Annotated in this window: 21 protein-coding genes; 9 read left to right on the top strand and 12 right to left on the bottom strand. The window is 72.0% G+C overall.

From position 1 onward, the window contains the following. The first annotated feature begins 49 nt into the window (after positions 1 to 49). Entirely contained in the window at positions 50 to 1,624 is a 1,575-nt protein-coding gene (gene lnt, locus ACZ7OO_RS29015; RefSeq protein ID WP_471509132.1) for an apolipoprotein N-acyltransferase, read from the top strand. Here lnt and ACZ7OO_RS29010 read toward each other — a convergent pair. Next, a complete protein-coding gene (locus ACZ7OO_RS29010) occupies positions 1,542 to 2,453 on the bottom strand; it encodes a Gfo/Idh/MocA family protein (protein ID WP_471509130.1) in 912 nt (303 codons plus the stop codon). The genes lnt and ACZ7OO_RS29010 overlap by 83 nt on opposite strands. Before the next feature lie 95 nt (positions 2,454 to 2,548). Here ACZ7OO_RS29010 and ACZ7OO_RS29005 point away from each other — a divergent pair, with 95 nt between their 5' ends. The 3 genes from ACZ7OO_RS29005 (at position 2,549) to ACZ7OO_RS28995 (ending at position 3,850) form a co-directional block, all read left to right on the top strand. Next, entirely contained in the window at positions 2,549 to 3,061 is a 513-nt protein-coding gene (locus tag ACZ7OO_RS29005) for a DinB family protein (RefSeq protein ID WP_471509128.1), read from the top strand. A gap of 112 nt (positions 3,062 to 3,173) precedes the next feature. Further along, positions 3,174 to 3,650: a hypothetical protein gene (locus tag ACZ7OO_RS29000; RefSeq protein WP_471509127.1), complete on the top strand. Its 477-nt coding sequence runs from the start codon at positions 3,174 to 3,176 to the stop codon at positions 3,648 to 3,650. Further along, positions 3,647 to 3,850: a hypothetical protein gene (locus tag ACZ7OO_RS28995; protein ID WP_471509126.1), complete on the top strand. Its 204-nt coding sequence runs from the start codon at positions 3,647 to 3,649 to the stop codon at positions 3,848 to 3,850. The genes ACZ7OO_RS29000 and ACZ7OO_RS28995 overlap by 4 nt, the downstream gene beginning before the upstream one ends. 27 nt (positions 3,851 to 3,877) lie before the next feature. Here ACZ7OO_RS28995 and ACZ7OO_RS28990 read toward each other — a convergent pair whose 3' ends face one another. The 7 genes from ACZ7OO_RS28990 to ACZ7OO_RS28960 all read right to left on the bottom strand — a co-directional run bounded on the left by ACZ7OO_RS28990 (position 3,878) and on the right by ACZ7OO_RS28960 (position 10,534). Beyond that, positions 3,878 to 4,381: a hypothetical protein gene (locus tag ACZ7OO_RS28990; protein ID WP_471509125.1), complete on the bottom strand. Its 504-nt coding sequence runs from the start codon at positions 4,379 to 4,381 to the stop codon at positions 3,878 to 3,880. A 640-nt stretch (positions 4,382 to 5,021) separates the two neighbouring features. Further along, positions 5,022 to 5,705 (bottom strand): uracil-DNA glycosylase, encoded by a 684-nt coding sequence (ung, locus tag ACZ7OO_RS28985; RefSeq protein ID WP_352222278.1) that lies wholly within the window; start codon positions 5,703 to 5,705, stop codon positions 5,022 to 5,024. Between the two features lie 92 nt (positions 5,706 to 5,797). Then, the gene (locus tag ACZ7OO_RS28980) at positions 5,798 to 7,375 is read right to left on the bottom strand and encodes an ABC transporter substrate-binding protein (protein WP_471509124.1); all 1,578 of its coding nucleotides are present in this window, start codon (positions 7,373 to 7,375) and stop codon (positions 5,798 to 5,800) included. A gap of 231 nt (positions 7,376 to 7,606) precedes the next feature. Beyond that, positions 7,607 to 8,368, bottom strand: a complete 762-nt coding sequence (locus ACZ7OO_RS28975) for an SDR family oxidoreductase (RefSeq protein WP_352222105.1) — start codon at positions 8,366 to 8,368, stop codon at positions 7,607 to 7,609. 41 nt (positions 8,369 to 8,409) lie between these two features. Then, positions 8,410 to 9,171 (bottom strand): 3-oxoacyl-ACP reductase FabG, encoded by a 762-nt coding sequence (gene fabG, locus ACZ7OO_RS28970; protein ID WP_352222104.1) that lies wholly within the window; start codon positions 9,169 to 9,171, stop codon positions 8,410 to 8,412. Positions 9,172 to 9,323: 152 nt separating this feature from the next. Next, positions 9,324 to 9,773 carry a DUF3037 domain-containing protein gene (locus tag ACZ7OO_RS28965; protein WP_471509122.1) on the bottom strand — a complete coding sequence of 150 codons (450 nt, stop codon included), beginning with the start codon at positions 9,771 to 9,773 and terminating at the stop codon, positions 9,324 to 9,326. Continuing rightward, positions 9,770 to 10,534: a HipA family kinase gene (locus ACZ7OO_RS28960; RefSeq protein ID WP_471509120.1), complete on the bottom strand. Its 765-nt coding sequence runs from the start codon at positions 10,532 to 10,534 to the stop codon at positions 9,770 to 9,772. Before ACZ7OO_RS28960 ends, ACZ7OO_RS28965 begins: the two co-directional genes overlap by 4 nt. 727 nt (positions 10,535 to 11,261) lie before the next feature. Between ACZ7OO_RS28960 and ACZ7OO_RS28955 the strand changes: the two genes are divergently transcribed. From ACZ7OO_RS28955 to ACZ7OO_RS28945, 3 genes are all read left to right on the top strand, one after another. Then, a complete protein-coding gene (locus ACZ7OO_RS28955) occupies positions 11,262 to 11,918 on the top strand; it encodes a carbon-nitrogen hydrolase family protein (protein ID WP_471509380.1) in 657 nt (218 codons plus the stop codon). After that, complete coding sequence (locus tag ACZ7OO_RS28950; protein WP_471509118.1) at positions 11,915 to 13,012, top strand: MSMEG_0565 family glycosyltransferase; 1,098 nt, start codon at positions 11,915 to 11,917, stop codon at positions 13,010 to 13,012. Before ACZ7OO_RS28955 ends, ACZ7OO_RS28950 begins: the two co-directional genes overlap by 4 nt. A gap of 162 nt (positions 13,013 to 13,174) precedes the next feature. Then, positions 13,175 to 13,681 (top strand): Rieske (2Fe-2S) protein, encoded by a 507-nt coding sequence (locus tag ACZ7OO_RS28945; RefSeq protein WP_471509116.1) that lies wholly within the window; start codon positions 13,175 to 13,177, stop codon positions 13,679 to 13,681. 8 nt (positions 13,682 to 13,689) lie between these two features. On the opposite strand, the gene ACZ7OO_RS28940 is transcribed toward ACZ7OO_RS28945, so the two are convergent. After that, positions 13,690 to 14,331 (bottom strand): cysteine hydrolase family protein, encoded by a 642-nt coding sequence (locus ACZ7OO_RS28940; protein ID WP_471509114.1) that lies wholly within the window; start codon positions 14,329 to 14,331, stop codon positions 13,690 to 13,692. A 79-nt stretch (positions 14,332 to 14,410) separates the two neighbouring features. Here ACZ7OO_RS28940 and ACZ7OO_RS28935 point away from each other — a divergent pair, with 79 nt between their 5' ends. After that, a complete protein-coding gene (locus tag ACZ7OO_RS28935) occupies positions 14,411 to 14,875 on the top strand; it encodes a pyridoxamine 5'-phosphate oxidase family protein (RefSeq protein WP_352222091.1) in 465 nt (154 codons plus the stop codon). 353 nt (positions 14,876 to 15,228) lie between these two features. Here the strand turns inward: ACZ7OO_RS28935 and ACZ7OO_RS28930 are convergent, their stop codons facing one another. After that, positions 15,229 to 16,563 (bottom strand): aminotransferase class I/II-fold pyridoxal phosphate-dependent enzyme, encoded by a 1,335-nt coding sequence (locus ACZ7OO_RS28930; RefSeq protein WP_471509111.1) that lies wholly within the window; start codon positions 16,561 to 16,563, stop codon positions 15,229 to 15,231. A gap of 51 nt (positions 16,564 to 16,614) precedes the next feature. Between ACZ7OO_RS28930 and ACZ7OO_RS28925 the strand changes: the two genes are divergently transcribed. Then, positions 16,615 to 17,292, top strand: coding sequence for a pyridoxamine 5'-phosphate oxidase family protein (locus ACZ7OO_RS28925; RefSeq protein WP_471509378.1), 678 nt, complete (start codon positions 16,615 to 16,617; stop codon positions 17,290 to 17,292). A 99-nt stretch (positions 17,293 to 17,391) separates the two neighbouring features. On the opposite strand, the gene ACZ7OO_RS28920 is transcribed toward ACZ7OO_RS28925, so the two are convergent. After that, the gene (locus tag ACZ7OO_RS28920; protein ID WP_471509109.1) at positions 17,392 to 18,369 is read right to left on the bottom strand and encodes an EamA family transporter; all 978 of its coding nucleotides are present in this window, start codon (positions 18,367 to 18,369) and stop codon (positions 17,392 to 17,394) included. A 46-nt stretch (positions 18,370 to 18,415) separates the two neighbouring features. Beyond that, positions 18,416 to 18,991, bottom strand: a complete 576-nt coding sequence (locus tag ACZ7OO_RS28915) for a hypothetical protein (RefSeq protein ID WP_471509107.1) — start codon at positions 18,989 to 18,991, stop codon at positions 18,416 to 18,418. Between the last annotated feature and the right edge of the window lie 69 nt (positions 18,992 to 19,060).

Here is a 19,060-nt window from a genome sequence, read left to right as displayed (position 1 = left end):
TCCCTGCCGGTCCCGCACACTGGATGGACCCGCAGGCAGGAGGCGATACATGAGGACCGTCGAGCGCTGGCTCACCTCTCCGTGGCGGCGTTCCTGCGTGGCAGCGCTCGCGGGCGCGCTGCCCGTACTGGCCTTTCCCGCGCCGTCGCTGTGGTGGTTCGCGTATGTGGCGCTGGTCCCGTGGCTGCTGCTGGCGCGCTCGGCGCCGACCGGGCGGCGGGCGGCGTACGACGGCTGGTCCGGCGGGTTCGGGTTCATGGTCGCCGTGCACCACTGGCTGCTGCCGAGCCTGCACGTCTTCATCTTCCTGATAGCCGGGCTGCTGAGCGTGCTCTGGGCGCCCTGGGGCCTGCTGACGCGCCGACTGCTGGGCGGGACCCCGACCCCGGGGCGGGCCGCGGCCGCGGTGCTGGTGCTCCCGTCGGGCTGGCTGATGGTGGAACTGGTGCGGTCCTGGCAGGGGCTGGGCGGGCCGTGGGGCATGCTCGGCGCCACCCAGTGGCAGGTGACTCCGGCGCTGCGGCTGGCCTCCGTGGGCGGGGTGTGGCTGCTGAGCTTCCTGGTCGTGGCCGTCAACGTGGCTTTCACCGTGCTCGTCTCGGTGCGCGAGGCGCGGGTGCCGGCGGTGGCCTCGCTGGTGGCCACGGCCGCCGCGACCTCCGCCGCATGGGTGTGGTCACCGCGCCCGGACGTCGACGGTCACGTCCGTATCGCCGTCGTACAGCCCGGCATCGTCGACGGCTCCGACAGCGGTGACCGGCGCTTCGACCGCGAGGAGCAGCTGACCCGGCAACTGGCCGGACAGCACCCCGACCTGATCGTGTGGGGCGAGAGCAGCGTCGGGTACGACCTCGGCGACCGGCCCGATCTCGCCCGGCGGATCGCCGCCCTCTCCCGGCAGACCGGCGCCGACATCCTGGTCAATGTCGACGCCCGTCGCTCCGACCGGCCCGGCATCTACAAGAGTTCCATCCTGGTGGGCGCGGACGGCCCGACCGGGGACCGGTACGACAAGATGCGGCTGGTCCCGTTCGGCGAGTACATACCGGCCCGCTCGCTGCTCGGTTGGGCCACCTCGGTCGGCAGGGCGGCCGGCGAGGACCGGCGCCGAGGCACCGAGCAGGTGGTGATGAACGTCGGCCACGGGCTGCGGGTCGGCCCGATGGTCTGCTTCGAGACCGCGTTCCCCGACATGAGCCGGCATCTCGCCCAGGACGGCGCGGAGGTGCTGATAGGCCAGACGTCGACCTCGTCGTTCCAGCACAGCTGGGCCCCCGAACAGCACGCCTCGCTGGCCGCCCTGCGGGCCGCCGAGACCGGCCGCACCGTGGTCCACGCCACGCTGACCGGCGTCTCCGCGGTGTACGGCCCGGGCGGGGAGCGGCTGGGCCCGTGGCTGGGCACGGACGCCGGCACGGCACAGGTGTACGAGGTGCCGATCGCCGGCGGCGTCACACCGTTCGTACGGTTCGGCGACTGGACGGTGGACGGCGCGCTGCTGGTGCTGGCCGGCCTCTGTCTGAGCGAGGGGCTGCGGGCGGTCAGGCTGCGCCGGGGTGCCGCTGAACCTGTCGTACCACGTGCTCGCACAGTTCATGAGTCGCCAGTGCGTCCCGGGCGCTGAGCACCTTTCCGGCGCGCACGGCGTCCAGGAAGGCGAGCACGGCCTGTTCGATGCCGCGTTGCCGGGCGACCGGCACCCAGTCGCCGCGCCGCCGGACCGTGGGCTGTCCCTTGTGGTCGATCACCTCGGCGAGGTTGAGGACCTGTCGCTTGGTGTCCTGCCCGGAGACCTCCAGGATCTCCTCCGCCGAGCCGCTGAGCCGGTTCATCACGCCGAGCGCGGTGAAGCCGTCCCCGGAGAGTTGCAGGACCACGTGGTGCAGCAGGCCGTCGGCGACGCGGGCGCGGACGGTGATGTCGTCGACCGGGCCGGGGGCGAGGAAGCGGAGGGTGTCGACGACATGGATGAAGTCGTCGAGGATCATCGGGCGGGGTTCCTCGGGCAGCCCGATGCGGTTCTTCTGCATCAGGATCAGCTCGCGCGGGTGGTCGGCGCACTGGACGTAACCAGGGGCGTAGCGGCGGTTGAAGCCGACGAACAACGACACGTTCCGCGCCTCGGCGAGCGTCACAAGGCGCGCGGAGTCCTCGAGACCGTAGGCGAGGGGCTTGTCGACGTACGTCGGTACGCCCGCCTCCAGGAGCCGGGTGACGATCTCGGGGTGGGCGACCGTGGGCGCGTGCACGAAGGCGGCGTCGAGACCCTGGACGAGGAGGTCGTCCAGGGTCGCGTGCCGGCGGCCGGCCGGCAGGTGAAGGCTGTCGGCGACCTCGGCGAGGGTGGCCGGGGTGCGGGTCTGGAGATGGAGTTCAAGGCCCGGCTGCGCGCCCAGCACCGGCAGATACGCCTTCCGCGCGATGTCGCCGAGCCCGATGCAGCCGACCTTCACTGACGCTCCCCTAGCGGTTGCCTACATGCCTGTGCGGAAGCATACGGGCCGATAATCCGTGGTGGGATCGGGCGAGGTGGGCGAGGATGCCGGGCATGACGACCGAACGCCGTGATCCCGCCTTCGACGCCGACGAACGCACCTCGCTGGAGGGCTGGTTGGAGTTCCACCGGCAGACCCTCGCGATGAAGTGCGCGGGCCTGACCGACGCCCAGCTGCGAATCGCCTCCGTGGAGCCGTCCCCGCTGTCCCTGATGGGACTGGTACGGCACATGGCCGACGTGGAGCGGTCCTGGTACCGCAGGGTCCTCGTCGGCGAGGCGGTGCCTCCGCTCTACTGGAGCGAGGAGGACCCGGACGCCGAGTTCCACCTCAACGAGACGGACACCTGGCAGGAGACGTACCAGATCTGGCAGGCCGAGATCGAGGCCGCCCGGCGCAACGCGGCCGACTTCGGCCTGGACGACCTCTCCAAGGGCCGCAGCCGTCACACCGGGGAGCAGATCAACCTGCGCTGGATCCACACCCACATGATCGAGGAGTACGCCCGGCACAACGGCCACGCCGACCTGATCCGGGAGCGCATCGACGGCGCGACCGGCGACTGAAGTCAGCCTCGCACCCGCCGGTCCCCCGTACGAGGCACGAGATCACCCGGGCGGGGCACCAAACTGCCGTCGACGGTGCCAAACTCCTCGTTTACCCAGCAGAGTTGCGCGGGTGCATCGAACGACCACCACCGCAGCGCTTCTGGTCACCGTGACCGTCTCGGCCCTCTCCGGCTGCGTGACGGTCCAGCGTCCGGCGGTGCCAGGGCCGCCGCCAGGTACGGCACCCTCGCAGCCGTCGGTGCCCCGCCCGGACGGCAGCGCCGAACCCCGGGTGGTGCAGGCGCCGGTCAAGGAGGCCCTGGAGATGGTCGGCCCGTCCCGTCCGGCCCACCGGGCCACGCCGACGACCTCTGCCCACACCCCGGCGCCCCCTCCCCCGGCCCACCTCCGGTCCCCCGCCCCCCGCGCGGCCGCCCCGCATCCCCACCCGCACCCACAGCGGATCCGCGGCTCACAGGCCGACATCCCCGATCTCTCCGGGTCCGCGCCGAAGGCCCCGGACGTGTGCGCCCTCGGCAGGCAGTACGGCGGCTGGCGCGCGGACAGCCCGGAGTCCAGGATCTGCGCGCAGACGTACGGGCATTGAGGATCCGCGCACCGGGAGACCTGCGGCGGGGAGCGGCCGCCGGCGAGGACGGGTACGACAGGGAAGCGGTGGTCGGGGAGGACGCGTACGACACGGGAGCGGTGATCGGCGAGGACGCGTGCCGCACCGGAGCGGCGGCCGGCGAGAACACCTCCGGCACACGCGCCATGACGCCGGACGCCGCGGGACACCCGTGGTGACGGCGTTGGAGGGGAGACCGGACCGCTCTACTTCGGCCGCTGCCGCGGTGGGCCCCAGGAGTCGCCGTCCGGCGTGTCGTCGTCCCCCAGCCGCAGTTCCAGGCGGCTGATCGCGGCCCGCACGCCGTCGCCGTACCCGTCGTCGCCGAGGGCCTCGGTGGCCGCGCCGCGGGCCCTGCGCAGATGGGTGCGGGCGGCCTCGGCGCGGCCTAGCTTGACGTAGTCGGCGGCGAGGTTCAGATGCAGGGAGGGGTAGAAGCCGCGCAGCGCCGCGGCTCCCTCCGCCTCGTCCGCCGCCGACAACGCCCTCAGGTCCCAGGCGAGTTCGTCGGACGGGTCGTCCTGGGTGTCGGCGAGATAGTGGGCCAGGGTGCAGCGGTGCAGCGGCTCGCCGTGTTCGCCGATCTCCGCCCACAGGTCGAGCAGGCGCCGGCGGGCCTCCTCACGGTCCCCGGCGTGGTGCAGCATCACGACCTGTCCGATCCGTGTGAGCACGGCATCGGGTGCCGTGCGCTCCTGTCGCTCCGCCACCACGTCCTCCGAGCTGTCCGGCTGTCTCCGACGACGCTAACCGCCGTCGGGGTCCTCCGGGCCATCCGACCCACTCCGGAACCGACGTGTTCCCACCCGCCACCCGAGGCTCCGCCCGGGCGACCCCCACATGACGCGGGACCGCCACAATCCACCACCCCACGCCGGACAGGACCGCCAGACCCACCGCCCCAGAGCCGGACCCGGACAGGGCGCCGCGCCCAAGGGTCCGCATGACAGGCAACCGCCGCCCGCCCACCGACGGCACCACACGCCGCCGCTCCCACCGGCCCCGCCGGACGGGACCGCCGCGCTCCGGACCGCAGTGGCCGCCTGACCACCCCACTCGGGTCCCGCGCTCGCGCTGACCCACCGGCCGCACCGCGCGGGACCGCCGCCCCCAGCGGCCCAGGCCCAGGTCCGTCCGATGCCACCCCTCGGCCCGACGCCCGCCCCCTCGGCCCCCGGCTCCCCCGCAGGCTCGATCTCCCCCGGGTCCCGATACCCGCATAGGTCCGATGTCCCCGTCGCCCCCGATACCTCCCGTCGGTCCGATGCCCCCCTCGGTCCCGACGCCCCCGCCGGCCACGGCGCCCCCATCCGCCCGGCACCCCCGCCGCCAGCACCCCCGCCCCCGCCCTCAGCCCAGGTCAGGGATCCGCCAGTCGATCGCCTCGTGGCCCTGCGCCGCGACCGCCTCGTTGATCTGGGTGAACGGGCGGGAGCCGAAGAACTTCTTCGCGGAGAGCGGGGACGGGTGGGCGCCCTGGACCACCACGTGCCGGTTCTCGTCGATCAGCCGGAGCTTCTTCTGCGCGTAGTTGCCCCAGAGGACGAAGACCGCGGGGTCGGGCCGCTCGGCGACCGCGCGGATCACCGCGTCCGTGAACCTCTCCCAGCCCTTGCCCTTGTGGGAGTTGGCCTCCCCGGCCCGGACCGTGAGCACCGCGTTGAGAAGCAGCACCCCCTGCTGGGCCCACGGCATCAGATAGCCGTTGTCCGGCACCTGGAGGCCCAGCTCCTCCTTCATCTCCTTGTAGATGTTCCGCAGGGACGGCGGGGTCTTCACCCCGGGCCGGACGGAGAAGCACAGCCCGTGGCCCTGGCCCTCGCCGTGGTACGGGTCCTGGCCGAGGATCAGCACCTTGACCTGGTCGTACGGCGTCGCGTCCAGCGCGGCGAAGACCTCCTCGCGCGGCGGGTAGACAGGGCCGTTCGCCCGCTCCTCCTCGACGAACTCGGTCAGCTCCTTGAAGTAGGGCTGCTGCAGCTCGTCACCCAGAACCCCGCGCCAGGACTCGGGCAGCATGGCGATGTCGGTCACGTCAACGTCCTCACGAATTGCGGTCACTTGCAGTTCCTGCTGATGCCCAAGAACCTACAGGCGGCCACTGACAAGCGCCGTCGCACACCGTTTCACCAGCTGGTCTTGCGATGCAGCTCCCACATCATCATGATCGTCGACGGGTCGAGCGCCTGCTCGCCGCCGGAGATGTCGTCGCTGGCCGCGACGTACTGCCGGCCCTGCCACAGCGGTATCAGCCGGGAGTCGCTGACGAGGATCTGCTGGGCGTCCTCGAACTCCTTGACGACCTTGCCGCGGTCACTCTCGGTGCGCGACTTGGGCAACAGCTTGCCGGTGATCACGGGTGACGGGTACGGCGTGCCGAGGGCGTTCTGCTCGCCGACGAACGGGGCGATGAAGTTGTCGGCGTCGGGGAAGTCCGGGAACCAGCCGCGCCCGAACACCGGGTACTCGCCCTTCTGGTAGCCGACGACATAGGTCTTCCAGGGGCGGCTTCGGAGGGTGATGGTGAACAGCCCGGAGTCCTCGAGCTGTTGCTTGAGCTTTTGGAACATGCGGCCGGTCTCGGAGCCGTAGCGGTCGGTGGTGTACCAGAAGGTGAGCGGGACCTTCTGGGTGACGCCGGCGTCGGCGAGGATCTTGCGGGCCTTGGACGTGCTGGGGTCGCCGTAGTCGTCGAAGAAGCCCGTGGTGTGGCCGGTGAGTCCCGCCGGGACGATGGAGTAGAGCGGGTCGACGGTGTCGTTGTAGACGTTGTGGGCGATCGCGGAGCGGTCGACGAGCTGGGCGACGGCCTTGCGCACGGCGGGCACCTTCGCCCACGGGTCCTTGGGGTTGAACACCAGGTAGCTGATGTCGATGCCGGCGCCGTCGACCAGTTGCAGATTGGTGTCGGTGTGCGCCTCCAGGGCGACGATGTCGGAGGCGGCGAGGCCGCGGTAGGTGACGTCGATGTCCCCGGACCGCAGGGCCTTGACCATGGTGGCCGAGTCCTGGAAGTAGCGGATGGTCACCGCGTCGTTCTGCCGGTCGGCGAAGCCCTGGTAGCGGTCGTTGAGGACGAGTTCGGCCCACTTGCCGTCGTCGTACGACTTGAGCGTGTACGGCCCGGAGCCGTGTACCGAGTCGTCCTTGCGCAGGGACTTCGCGGAGTAGTCGTCGGGGTCGACGATCGACATGGCCGGGGTGGCGAGCACGAACGGAAAGGTGGCGTCGGCCTTGTTGAGGTGGAAGACCACCTCGCGGTCGCCGAGCGCCTGCACCCGGTCGAGGCTGCCGAGCAGTCCGGCGGGTCCGCTGGGCGCGTTGATGGTCCGGATCCGGTCGATGGAGTACTTGACGGCCTCCGCGTCGAGCGTGTCGCCGTCGGCGAACTTCAGGCCGGAGCGCAGTTCGCAGCGGTAGGTGCGGTTGCCGGAGTCCGTGAAGGCGCAGTGCTCGGCGGCGTCGGGCTGGGGAGTGGTGGCGCCGTTGGGGTAGGCGAGCAGGGTCTGGTAGATGTTCCGGAACAGTTCCCAGGAGCCGTCCCAGGACCCGGCGGGGTCGAGGGTGCTGGGGGCGCTGGTGGTCCCGACGACGATCGGCCCGCTGTCACCTGCGCTGCTGCCGGTGAACACACCGCAGCCGGCCACCAGGGATATGGACGCGACAGCGGCCACTCTGCGCAGGCCTCGGTTCCGGTTGAACACGCGCTCGCTCCTCGATCCGCCGTACCAGGGGTCGGCGGCAGACCATACCGCAGCGTTGTCCTCCTTGAACCACCCCGGAAACACGGGCGTTGATCGAATGTGCTATGACGACGTTGTCATTCAGCTGTGCGGATCCTGTACGGCCGTCCGGGCGCCGTTTCCGTCCTCCCCAGACGAAATGTCTGTGACGAAGACGACGCCCGGAGGCGGTCCGGACGGCCTGTGGTGCCGTCAGGCCATGCCGGCGTTGAGGAATATGCCGCCGTCGACGACGAGGGTCTGGCCGGTGATCCAGTCGGACTGCTCCGAGGTCAGGAACGCGGCGGCGCCGCCGATGTCGGAGGGCACGCCGAGCCGCTGGAGCGGGTAGCCCGCGGCGGCCTCCGCCTCCCGGCCCTCGTAGAGAGCCTGTGCGAACTTCGTCTTGACGACCGCGGGGGCGATCGCGTTGACCCGGACACCCGGCGCGAACTCGTGCGCCAGCTGCTGGGTCAGGTTGATCATCGCGGCCTTGCTGATGCCGTACGCGCCGATGAACGGCGAGGCCGACAGACCGGCGACGGAGGCGATGTTGACGATGGCGCCGCCGTTGTCCTTCTGCCACGCGTGCCAGGTCTTCTGGGCGAAACCGAGGGCCGAGACCACGTTGGTCTCGAACACCTTGCGGGCCACGTCAAGGTCTACGTCGGCGATCGGGCCGAACACCGGGTTGGTGCCGGCGTTGTTGACCAGGAAGTCGACGCGCCCGAAGGCCTCCATGGTGCGCTCGACGACCTCGCTCTGGTGGGCCAGGTCGTGGGCCTTGCCGGCGATGCCGATGACCCGCTCGGAGCCGAGGGCCTCGACGGCCTCCTTGAGGGCGTCCTCGTTGCGGCCGGTGATGGCGACCCGGTCGCCGCGGGCGATCATCGCCTCGGCGACGCCGTAGCCGATGCCGCGGCTGGCGCCGGTGACGATGGCGACCTTGCCGGACAGCTCGGGCAGTTCAGTCATGTCGGTGATCCTCGATAGTCCTGGTCAGTCCCTGGTGCCCGCTAGTCCAGCGGTCCGCCGGCCACGTACAGCACCTGGCCGGAGACGAAGCCGGCCGCCTCGTTCGTGAAGAAGGCGATGGCGTTGGCGATGTCCTCGGGCTCACCGACGCGCTGCACCGGGATCTGGGTGGCGGCAGCGGCCTTGAACTCCTCGAAGCCCATCTTCACGCGCTCGGCGGTGGCCTTGGTCATCTCGGTGGCGATGAAGCCGGGTGCGACGGCGTTGGCGGTGATGCCGAACTTGCCGAGTTCGATGGCGAGGGTCTTGGTGAAGCCCTGCAGACCGGCCTTGGCGGCGGAGTAGTTCGCCTGCCCGCGGTTGCCGAGCGCCGAGGAGGAGGAGAGGTTGACGATGCGGCCCCAGCCGGCCTCGACCATGTGCTGCTGGACGGCCTTGGTCATCAGGAAGGAACCGCGCAGGTGCACGTTCAGGACCGTGTCCCAGTCGGACGCGGACATCTTGAACAGCAGGTTGTCGCGGAGCACCCCGGCGTTGTTGACCAGGATGGTCGGTGCACCCAGTTCCTCGGCGACCCGCGCGATCGCGGCGCCGACCTGGGCCTCGTCGGAGACGTCGGCGCCGACCGCGATCGCCTTGCCGCCGGCCGCGGTGATCTTCTCCACGGTGTCCTTGCAGGCGGCCTCGTCGAGGTCGATCACGGCGACCGCGCGGCCCTCGGCGGCCAGTCGTACGGCGGTGGCGGCGCCGATCCCGCGTGCGGCACCGGTGACGACCGCGACCCGCTGCTCTGTGGTGGACATTCCTGTGTCTCCTCGCCCTTGAGAGAACCTGATCGAGTGAGCCCGCTCACGGAGCCCGCCCTGCGGTGAGCGACCGCTTAGTACCTTCAGTAGACGTGACGCTAGAAGCCCTGGCACCCGGTGTCAACGTCACACCGCGCGGGTGTGATCCATTACCTCACCAGGAGGTCCAGCAACCGCTCGGTCTCGGCCGCCGCGTCGAGGGTGAGCCCGGTGTGCACGGGCCCGGGCTGCACGATCGTCGAGCGGGGCGCGACGAGCCAGCGGAAGCGGCGCCCGGGGTCGTCACCGGCCGCCTGCCCCGCCGCCTCCCCGCCCGCACAGACGCCCTCGACCGCGGCGAGCGCGGCCCGCACCCCGGCGGCGTCCGCGTCCGGGTCCAGGGCCAGCAGCCGGGCCTCGTCGAGATGGGTACGGGCGCCGACGTAGGCCTTGGCGCGGCAGTAGACGATCACGCCCGCGTTGATGCACTCGCCGCGCTCCACGCGGGGTACGACACGCAGCAGGGCGTACTCGAAGACATCCCGGCCGCCGCCCTGACCCGCCCGGGTGATGTGGCGCTCGACCACATGGCCGGCCACATGGATATGGGTCTGGCTCACTTGGCCCCCTTGATGCCGGTGATGCGCTCATGGATGACGGCGGCCCGGGCGAGCAGCGGCCGGGCGTAGGTCCGCCGCAGGTCGTCGGGCGTGTCGAAGCCGGGCTCGCCGGCCAGCCAGGCGTCCGGGATCTCGGCGGTGACCTCGGCGAGCAGGTCCTCGGTGAGACGGGGCGCCAACTCGGCTGCCGCCGCCCGGACATCGGGGGCGAAGCCGCTCAGCGCGTGGTCGGCGGCGTCGTACGGGCGGGCGGCGGAGGTCTCGGCGGCGGGCCAGTTGTGCTGCCAGATCATGGTGGCGCCGTGGTCGATGAGCCACAGGTCGCCGTGGTGCACCAGCAGGTTGGGGTTGCGCCAGGAGCGGTCGACGTTGTTGATCAGCGCGTCGAACCAGAGGATCCGTCCGGCCTCCTGGGGGCTCACCGTGAAGGCGAGCGGGTCGAAGCCGAGGGCGCCCGAGAGGAAGTCCATGCCGAGGTTGGTGCCGCCGCTGCCCCGGAGCAGGTCCTGCACCTGCTGCTCGGGTTCGCCGAGCCCCAGCACCGGGTCGAGTTCGACGGTGACCAGACGGGGCATCCGGAATCCGAGCCGGCGGGCCAGTTCACCGCAGACGACCTCGGCAACCAGCGTCTTCCGGCCCTGCCCAGCGCCGGTGAACTTCATGACGTACGTCCCGAAGTCGTCGGCCTCGACGAGCCCCGGAAGCGAGCCACCCTCACGCAGGGGCGTGATATAGCGGGTCGCAGTGACCTCTTTCAGCATTTTCCAGGCCACCCGTCTCTTCAACCTTGTAATCCACGGCCAACTTTGGAGGGGCATAGCAGCGGGAATCACCCGTCAACGGGCCTGGGGAGAATCGGGGGGGTTTCGACCAGCATGCCGATCTCCCCGCTCCCCAAGCAGTCCGTCGATGGCGGCGCGCCCCTTGCTTCCGGCCTCCGGCACGAAGTGAGCATAGTAACCGAGGGTGATCAAGGGCGAGAGGTGGCCGAGCCGCCGCGCCAAGGTCACGACGCGTTCTCCGGCTTCCAGCGGGATCGAGGCACGGGCATGCCGCAGCCGCGAAGCTCGGAACGGCGCTCGTGGAGGCCGGCGCGACGGCGAGCCGGAGTTCGAGCGGTGAGACGGGGACGTAGGAGCCGAACACCAACCGCGCCCCCGCGGCCAGTGGATCCGCCTGCCCCCCGCACCCGCACCCGCACCCGCACCCGCACCCGCACCCGCACCCGCACCCGCACCCGGGCGAGTCTCACCGCCGCTCCCGGGGCGGTGTCTCCACCACCGGCCCGGCGGTGTGTCTGCGAAGTCCGTCGTCGAGCCTGAGCCACCCTCTGCGGCAGCAGCCGTCCTCAGCCGTGACGCTGCGGACGTGGCGCCCGCCGGGACCACCGGTGGGCCACGACGGCACAACTCGTTTTGCCTCTGAGGCAACTTACCGTGCCGGGTGCCACACCCAGCGTGAGGATCACGCCATCCCGACCCGGAGGCGCTGCCCCCGGCGCTCAAGCCCGACGACCCGCTGATCCTCCGGGTCGCCCGGCTGGCGGCCGAGATGGTGGTGTGCGTCGGCTACTGCGAGGACGGTGGGACCGAGCGCCACAACGCGGCCGTCTGTGTGAGCGGCGACGGGATCCTCGGCCATCACCGCAAGGTGCATCTGCCGGCCGGGGAGACCGCCGCCTACACGGCCGGCGACCGTTTCGACGCCTTCGACGCCCCGGTCGGCCGGCTCGGCATGCTCATCGACTACGACAAGACCTTCCCGGAGTCGGCCCGTTCGCTGGCCCTGGACGGCGCCGAGGTCCTCGCCTGTCTCTCCGCCTGGCCGACCAGCATCACCAACCGCGCCCCGCGGATGCCCCAGGACCGCCAGGCCAAGCTGTTCGACCTGTACGACCAGGCGCGTGCCGCCGAGAACCAGGTGGTCCTCGCCTCCTCCAACCAGACCTGCGCCCTCGGCGGAATGCGCTTCCTCGGCCAGGCCAAGGTCGTCGGCCCCGGTGGGGACATCCTCGCCCGCACCTGGTCCAAGGCGGCCCTCGCGGTGGCCGAGCTCGACGTGGCGGCCGAGATCGAGCGGGCCCGCCGGGTCCTGCGCCACCTCGGCGAACGCCGTCCGGACGCCTACCGGGAGACCCAGTCGTGAAGATCGCCCTGCTGACCTACTCCACCAAGCCGCGCGGCGGGGTGGTGCACACTCTCGCCCTCGCCGAGGCCCTGGCGGCGCTGGGCGAGGACGTCACGGTGTGGACGCTGGGCCGGGGCGGCGACCCGGGCTTCTACCGGCCCGTCTCCCCTGCGGTGCGGGTGCGGCTGGTGCCGTTCGCCGACGGCCCGACCGGTGAGACGGTCGGGGAGCGGGTCCTGCGGTCCATCGCCACGCTCCGCGGGGCCTTCGACCCGGCGCCCTACGACGTCGTCCACGCGCAGGACTGCATCAGCGCCAACGCGGCCGGCCGGTGCGTCCGTACGGTCCACCACAGCGACCACTTCACCACGCCCGAGCCGGCCGCCTGCCACGAGCGAGCCATCGTCGAGCCGTACTCCCACATCTGTGTGTCGGCTGCCGTCGCCGCTGAACTCGCCGACGGGTGGGGCATCGAGGCCACCGTCGTCCCGAACGGTGTGGCCTATGACCGCTTCGCCACCACCGACGCCACAGCGAGGGCGAGTTGGCGCTCCCGGCTGGGTCGCTACGTGCTCACCGTCGGCGGCATCGAGCCCCGCAAGGGTTCGCTGGACCTGCTGGAGGCGTATGCCCTGCTGCGCGCCGATCACCCCGGCGTACGGCTGGTGATCGCGGGCGGCGAGACCCTCTTCGACTACCGTGACTACCGCGCCCGTTGGGAGCAACGCGCCGCCGAGCTGGGCCTCGACCCGGTGGTGCTCGGCCCGGTGCCCGAGGACGAACTCCCCTCCCTGGTCGCCGCCTCCGGGGCCTTCGCCTTCCCGTCCCACAAGGAGGGCTTCGGACTGGCCGCGATGGAGGCCCTGGCCGCCGGGGTGCCACTGGTGGTCCGCGAACTCCCCGTGCTGCGCGAGGTGTTCGGCCCGGCGGCCCGCTTCGCCGGCACACCCCGGGAGCTGGCCGACGAGCTCGGCCACGCCCTCACGTCCGACGACCCGGACCGCCGGGCCGCCGGACACGTGCTCGCCGCCCGCCACACCTGGCGCACCGCGGCCCGCCGGCACGTCGACGTCTACCGGTCCCTCGGGGCGACAGGGGCCGACTCGGCCTGATCCGGTCGCCGGCCGCGGACGCCGACAGGCAACCGACAGCGCTGTTTCACCGGGGGCTCATGTAGGGGTGGTCACTATCGGGATGCCGTCTGAACAGGTGGTGCCCGAAGACCGTACCCCTGGACGGATCAACGAGAAGCTCCGCGGAAGGGACCCCCTCACATGACCAGCGCATCGCTCAACCCCTCAGCCGGACCGGCGCGTCGTACGATCATGGCGGCTGCCGGAGCGGCGGGGCTCGCCGCCGCGCTGACCGCCTGCGGGTCGTCGGACGACTCGTCGAGCTCGACGACCACGAACAACGCGGGCGGTGGCTCCACCACCCAGGACAGCAACGGCTCGGGCGGCGGCTCGACCGACACCTCCACCGCGGCGGCCGGCGGCACCGCGCTCGCCAAGACCTCGGACATCCCCGAGGGCGGCGGCACGATCTTCAAGGACCAGGCCGTGGTCGTCACCCAGCCGACGTCCGGCACCTACAAGGCGTTCGCGACCAAGTGCCCGCACGCCGGCTGCCCGGTGACCAGCGTGGCCAACGGGGCGATCGTCTGCCCCTGCCACGGCAGCCAGTTCTCCATAGAGGACGGCAGCGTGAAGCACGGCCCGGCGACCACGGGTCTGACGGCCGCGAACATCACGGTCTCGGGCGACCAGATCACCCTGGCCTGACCCTCGGCTCAGGCCCTGCGTGGGTTCGTGAGGCAGCCGAGCACCTCGTTCGTGGTCGCGACCGTGGCGACCAGCGCGAGGGTATGGCGGACCATCGCGGGGGTGTACTCGGCGGGCACTCCCGCGATGGCGTCGGCCGGGACGACGGCCGTGTAGCCCCGGTTCACCGCGTCGAAAACGGCGTTGGGGACGGCCACGTTGGCCGAGACCCCGGTGACGATCAGGGTGCGGCAGCCGAGGTTGCGCAGCAGCGGGTCGACGTCGGTCCCCTGGATCGGCGACAGGCCGTGCAGCCGCCGTACGACCAGGTCCTCCTCCGAGACCTCGATGGGGGGCGCGACGCGGACCGCCGAAGTGCCGGAGAGCTGCTGTACGGGCAGCCGCTCGGCGGCTCGGAACAGGCGGGCGTTGCGGCTCGCGCCCCGGCCGTCGGGGCGGCGTTCGGCGAGCGCATGGATCACCTGGACGCCGGTGTCGTGCGCGGCGGCGACCAGCCGTGCGATGTTGCCGAGGGCGCCCGACGCCCTGGCCTCATGGGCGAGTTCGGGCAGCGCGCTCTGCGGCCCGACCACGCCCTGCTGGCACTCCACGGTGAGCAGGACGGTGCTCACGGGATCGATGAGCTCCGCAAGCCGTTCGTACGACGGCATGTAACGGCCCCCTTCCACCTTGGTGCGGGGCGGGCGAGACTAACCAGCATTCCGCGGGAACGGAAGAAGAGGGGGCCGCATGACCGTCACTCAGCGCCGGGGCCGCAAGATCATGATGACGCCCGGTGAGCTGGACGAGTTCCTCACCACACAGCGCACCTGCCGGGTCGCGACCATCTCGGCGACAGGCGCCCCGCATGTCAGCGCCCTGTGGTTCGCCTGGGACGGCAAGTCGCTGTGGCTCTACTCGGTGGTGCGCAGCCAGCGCTGGAAGGACCTGAGCCGCGATCCGCGGGTGGCGGTCGTCGTCGACTCCGGCGAGGAGTACGACCAGTTGCGTGGCGTGGAGCTGCGAGGGACCGTCGAGTTCGTGGGCGAGGTGCCGCGCACCGGTGAACTGGTCGCCGAACTCGACTACGTCGAGACGCTGTTCGCCCGAAAGAACTTCGGCCTGGACGAGATGCCCCACGACGGCCGGCACGCCTGGGCCCGGCTCACCCCGGCGAAGATCGCCTCCTGGGACTTCCGCAAGCTGGGGGGCTGAGGAGCGTCGCGTCCGGGGCCTGCTCGATGGCGACGGCCGCGGCGGACAGGAGGGTGGCCGCGGCCAGGGTGCCCCAGAGGGCGGCCGGGCCGCGTGCCGCGAGCGTGGTGCTGCGCTGAGCGGCCACAGTCCGCTTGTTCGGCAGGTCGCGGGGCGGTTCAGGAGATCGTCTTTGCCGCGCCCCGCAGGGCCTGTACGGCCGCCCGGATCGAGGGGCGGCGGTCGGCGTCGGCCCGCATGTAAGCGATTCTAAGAGGTGCTGCTCGTCAAGTCCCGCTCGCGCTACGACGTCTGCTCCAGCAGGGTGGACGGCATGTGCCCCGTCCGCGCCCCCAAGGGACGCCTGGTCCCGCCTAGGCTTGGATGCGGCCCCTCGCTGGTGTGACCGCTGCGGCCACGGCCGCCGCCAACGGACCGGTCTCCTCGGGGGTCAATGTCGAGACGGTGATCCGGATGCCGGGCGGGGAGGCCAGGCGGTACACCGCCCCAGGGGACACCGCCCACCCCTCGTGCAGCAGACGGGACACCGCGCCCGTCTCGTCCGGGACCGGGACCCAGACGTTCATGCCGCTGCGGCCGTGGGCCTCGATGCCGTGGTCCGCGAGCGCGTCGATGAGCAGTTCACGGCGGGCCCGGTAGGCCGCCGCCACCTCCGGGCCGTGCACCGCGCCGTCCGTCCGCATCCGGATCACCGTGCGCTGGAGCAGGCGGCTCACCCAGCCCGGGCCCAGCCGCTGCCGGCCCCGCACCCGGTCGACGGTGACCTCGTCGCCGGTCACGACGGCCAGCCGCAGGTCCGGGCCGTAGGCCTTGGCGACCGAGCGGACGAAGGCCCAGTGCCTGGTGGTGCCCACCAGGGGATGCAGCGGGAGATCGACGATGCCGTGGCCGTGGTCGTCCTCAATCAGCAGGGTGTGCGGGTGGTCGCGCAGCACGGCACGCAGCGCACGCGCGCGTGCGGCGCTCACCGCGGCGCCGGTGGGGTTGTGCGCCCGGGCGGTGACGATCAGGGCGCGCGCCCCGGACTCCAGCGCTCGACGCAGGCTGTCGGCGCGCGGTCCGTCGTCGTCGACGGCCACCGGGACGGTGCGCAGCCCCAGTGCGGGGACGAGATCGAGGGTGCGGCCCCAGCCGGGGTCCTCGACGGCGACCGGGTCGCCCGGCTTGAGGTGCGCCAGCAGGACCCGCTCGACGGCGTCGAGGGAGCCGGAGGTGACGGTGAGCGGTCCGTCGGGCAGGCCGTCAGCGGCGAGTTCGGCGCGCGAGATCCGCTCCAGCTCCGGCTCGACGGGGTCGGCGCCGTAGAGGACCGGGGGGCGGTCGCCCTCGTCGGCCGCCATCGCCGCCAGGACCGGCGCGAGGGCGGGGAGCAGCGCGGGGTCGGGGTTGCCGGAGGACAGGTCCCGCACGCCGGCCGGGACGTCGACCCGGATCTGGTCCCGCCCGGTGGTGGCCGGCTTGGACCGCACACGGCTGCCCCGTCGGCCGGCGGTCTCGATGACCCCGCGCTCACGCAGGGTGCGGTAGGCAGCCGCGACCGTATTGGGATTCACCCCGAGCCGGGTCGCCAACTCCCGCATCGGTGGCAGCAGTTGACCCGGCTCCAGCTCGCCCGCACCCACCGCGCGCTCGACGCTGGCCGCGATCTCCGCTGCGCCCCGGCCTTCGATCCTATATTCTCCTAGCACAAAGCAGATTATGCACTAGTGCAATGGAGATGTGCAATGGGAACCACCGCCGTGCAGGGGACCGTACCGGCACAGCCCGCCGCCTACACCCCGACCGACCGCACCGTCCCGACGCGCTCTGCGGAGAGGGCGTCGTACGACAGGGAAGTGGTGCACTCGATCCTCGACGAGGGGTACCTCTGCCACCTCGGCTTCGTGCGCGACGGCGCGCCGGTGGTGCTGCCCACGCTGTTCGCCCGGGTCGGCGAGGTGCTGTACCTGCACGGCTCGACGGGCTCGCGCCCCCTGCGGATGACCGGCCAGGCCGACCCCGGGCTCCCGGTGTGCGTCACGGTCACCCATGTCGACGGCCTGGTGCTGGCCCGCTCCGCCTTCCACCACTCGATCAACTACCGCTCGGTCGTGGTGCACGGAGTCGCCCACCAGGTCACCGACCCCGAGGAGAAGCGGCTCGCGCTGGACTCCCTGGTCGACCACGTGGTGCCGGGCCGCTCCGCCGACTCCCGCCCGGCCGACCGGAAGGAACTGGCCGCGACGGCGGTGATCCGCCTGGACCTGGCCGAGGTCTCGGCCAAGACCCGCACGGGCGGCGCCAACGACGAGCCCGAGGACATGGACCTTCCGTACTGGGCGGGCGTGGTGCCGCTGCGGAAGGGCTACGACGCTCCGATCGCCAACGGCGACCTGGCGGCGGACGTCCCGGTTCCGTCGTACCTCGAGCGCGGCTGACGCACGTTCCGGCAAGGGCTGACGCGCCCCTCGGCAGGGGCGCGGGGCCCTGGCGGGGTACGACCCGCCACGGAACGTCCGCACCCGCCGACGGGCCGGTCACCCCGCAGGCGTCGAGGCGACCCGCTCCTCCACCGCACTCCGGCCCACCACCGACTCCTTCGCCGGAGCCGACGACTGCGCGATGAAAGCGCCCAGCAGCACCACGGCCCCGCCCAGTACCTGCGGCAACGCCAGCCTCTCCCCCAGCAGCACCCAGGCCAGCACCGTTGCCACGACCGCCTCAAGGCAGGCCACCACCCCGGCGACCTGCGGGGACAGCCGCCGTACCGACAACACACCGGTGACGTAGGCGACGACCGTCGCGACCAGCACGATCCACACCAGCAGGGCGGCCGCCGGCACCGTCGACCCGTTCATCCGCGCGGAGCCGGCCAGCACCGACCAGTCCATCGCCCACGGCCGTGCCACGACCGTCAGCACACCGGCCCCCACCAACAGCCCGTACGCGATGACCCCCAGGGGATCCACCCCGTCGCCCCCACCGTGATCGGCGAGCACGAAGTAGCCCACCTGACAGCAGGCCGCCCCCAGGGCCAGCGCCAGCCCCAGCGCGTCAAAGCTCAGCCCCGACCACACCTCCACGACGCAGGCGAGGCCGCCGGCCGCGAGGACGACGCCGAGGGCAGCGGCGCGGGTGACCGGCCGGCGCTGTACGAAGCGGACCCAGCCGAGCACCAGCGCGGGGGCGAGGTACTCCACGAGCAGCGCCACCCCCACCGGGATGCGGGAGATCGCGGCGAAGTAGCAGGCCTGGACACCCGCGACGGCGAGCAGGCCGAACCCGGCGATCAGCGCGGGCCGACGACGCGGCAGGTCACGGTGGCGGACGGCGAGCGGCAGCATCACCAGGGCGGCCCCGGCCACCCGAAGCCACACCACGTGCAGCGGGTCGAGCCCGGCTTCGATCAGCGGCTTGGCCGCGACTCCGGACCCGCCGAAGGCGAGCGCCGATCCGAGGGCGAGGGAGAGCCCGAGGCCCCTTCCATGACTGCTGTCGGTGATACGCACCGGCACATGATGACAGGGGGCGACATGAGCGTCACCCCCTTTGACCCCTGTCTCAACGGCTGGACGTGCGACTCTCCGCCTCGGTGGCGCGCACTCCGCCGTCCCCGTCGATCCGCACGGCCAGGGCAGGGGCGGCCACTCCGGCCCGCTCCAGCACCTCCACGGCCCGGGACTCCGGGTCGACGACCAGGCCCGCCAGCAGATCGGTGCCGTCGGCCTGGTCGGCGGTGCGGCGCCGGGCGCGGCTGCGGGCGTACTCCAGAGCGGCCGCAGCCACCGGCGACCACGCCCCGTCACCCACCGCCGCAGCCTGTGAAACGGCCGGGAGCGCGCCGGAGTCCTCGACCCCGCTCTGCCAGCGCAACCCGTAGCCGATGCTGCGCTGCACGAGATAGCCGAGCAGACGGGCGAGTTGCGGGGCGTCACCGATGACGGCACGGACCTCGGGGTCGTACTCGATCAGGGAGTGCAGCAGATGGGCGGTGTCGACCTGGCGGTCCCCGTCCCGCACGGCCCGCCGACGGGCACCGGCGACCACCGCTGCCAGCTCGTCGCCGAGCCCGGCATCGTCGTCCGCGTGGATGCTGCCGTGGTCCTGGACGGGCCGGCGGGGAATACGGGGTTGCACACCCCTACCTCATCAACCGCAAGCGCTTGAGTCATCGCCGAGGGGAAGCATCTTCACGTCCCACGAAGA

It is taken from the genome of Streptomyces sp. NPDC111744 (assembly GCF_055634995.1).
This window is presented reverse-complemented; position numbering and strand designations above follow the sequence as displayed.

Bases quoted from the DNA above. Each gene is read 5' to 3' on its own strand.
- lnt (WP_471509132.1), top strand. From the start codon at position 50: ATGAGGACCGTCGAGCGCTGGCTCACCTCTCCGTGGCGGCGTTCCTGC.
- ACZ7OO_RS28935 (WP_352222091.1), top strand. From the start codon at position 14,411: ATGACCGTCACTCAGCGCCGGGGCCGCAAGATCATGATGACGCCCGGT.
- ACZ7OO_RS28945 (WP_471509116.1), top strand. From the start codon at position 13,175: ATGACCAGCGCATCGCTCAACCCCTCAGCCGGACCGGCGCGTCGTACG.
- ACZ7OO_RS28960 (WP_471509120.1), bottom strand. From the start codon at position 10,534: ATGCTGAAAGAGGTCACTGCGACCCGCTATATCACGCCCCTGCGTGAG.
- ACZ7OO_RS29005 (WP_471509128.1), top strand. From the start codon at position 2,549: ATGACGACCGAACGCCGTGATCCCGCCTTCGACGCCGACGAACGCACC.
- fabG (WP_352222104.1), bottom strand. From the start codon at position 9,171: ATGTCCACCACAGAGCAGCGGGTCGCGGTCGTCACCGGTGCCGCACGC.
- ACZ7OO_RS28975 (WP_352222105.1), bottom strand. From the start codon at position 8,368: ATGACTGAACTGCCCGAGCTGTCCGGCAAGGTCGCCATCGTCACCGGC.
- ACZ7OO_RS28940 (WP_471509114.1), bottom strand. From the start codon at position 14,331: ATGCCGTCGTACGAACGGCTTGCGGAGCTCATCGATCCCGTGAGCACC.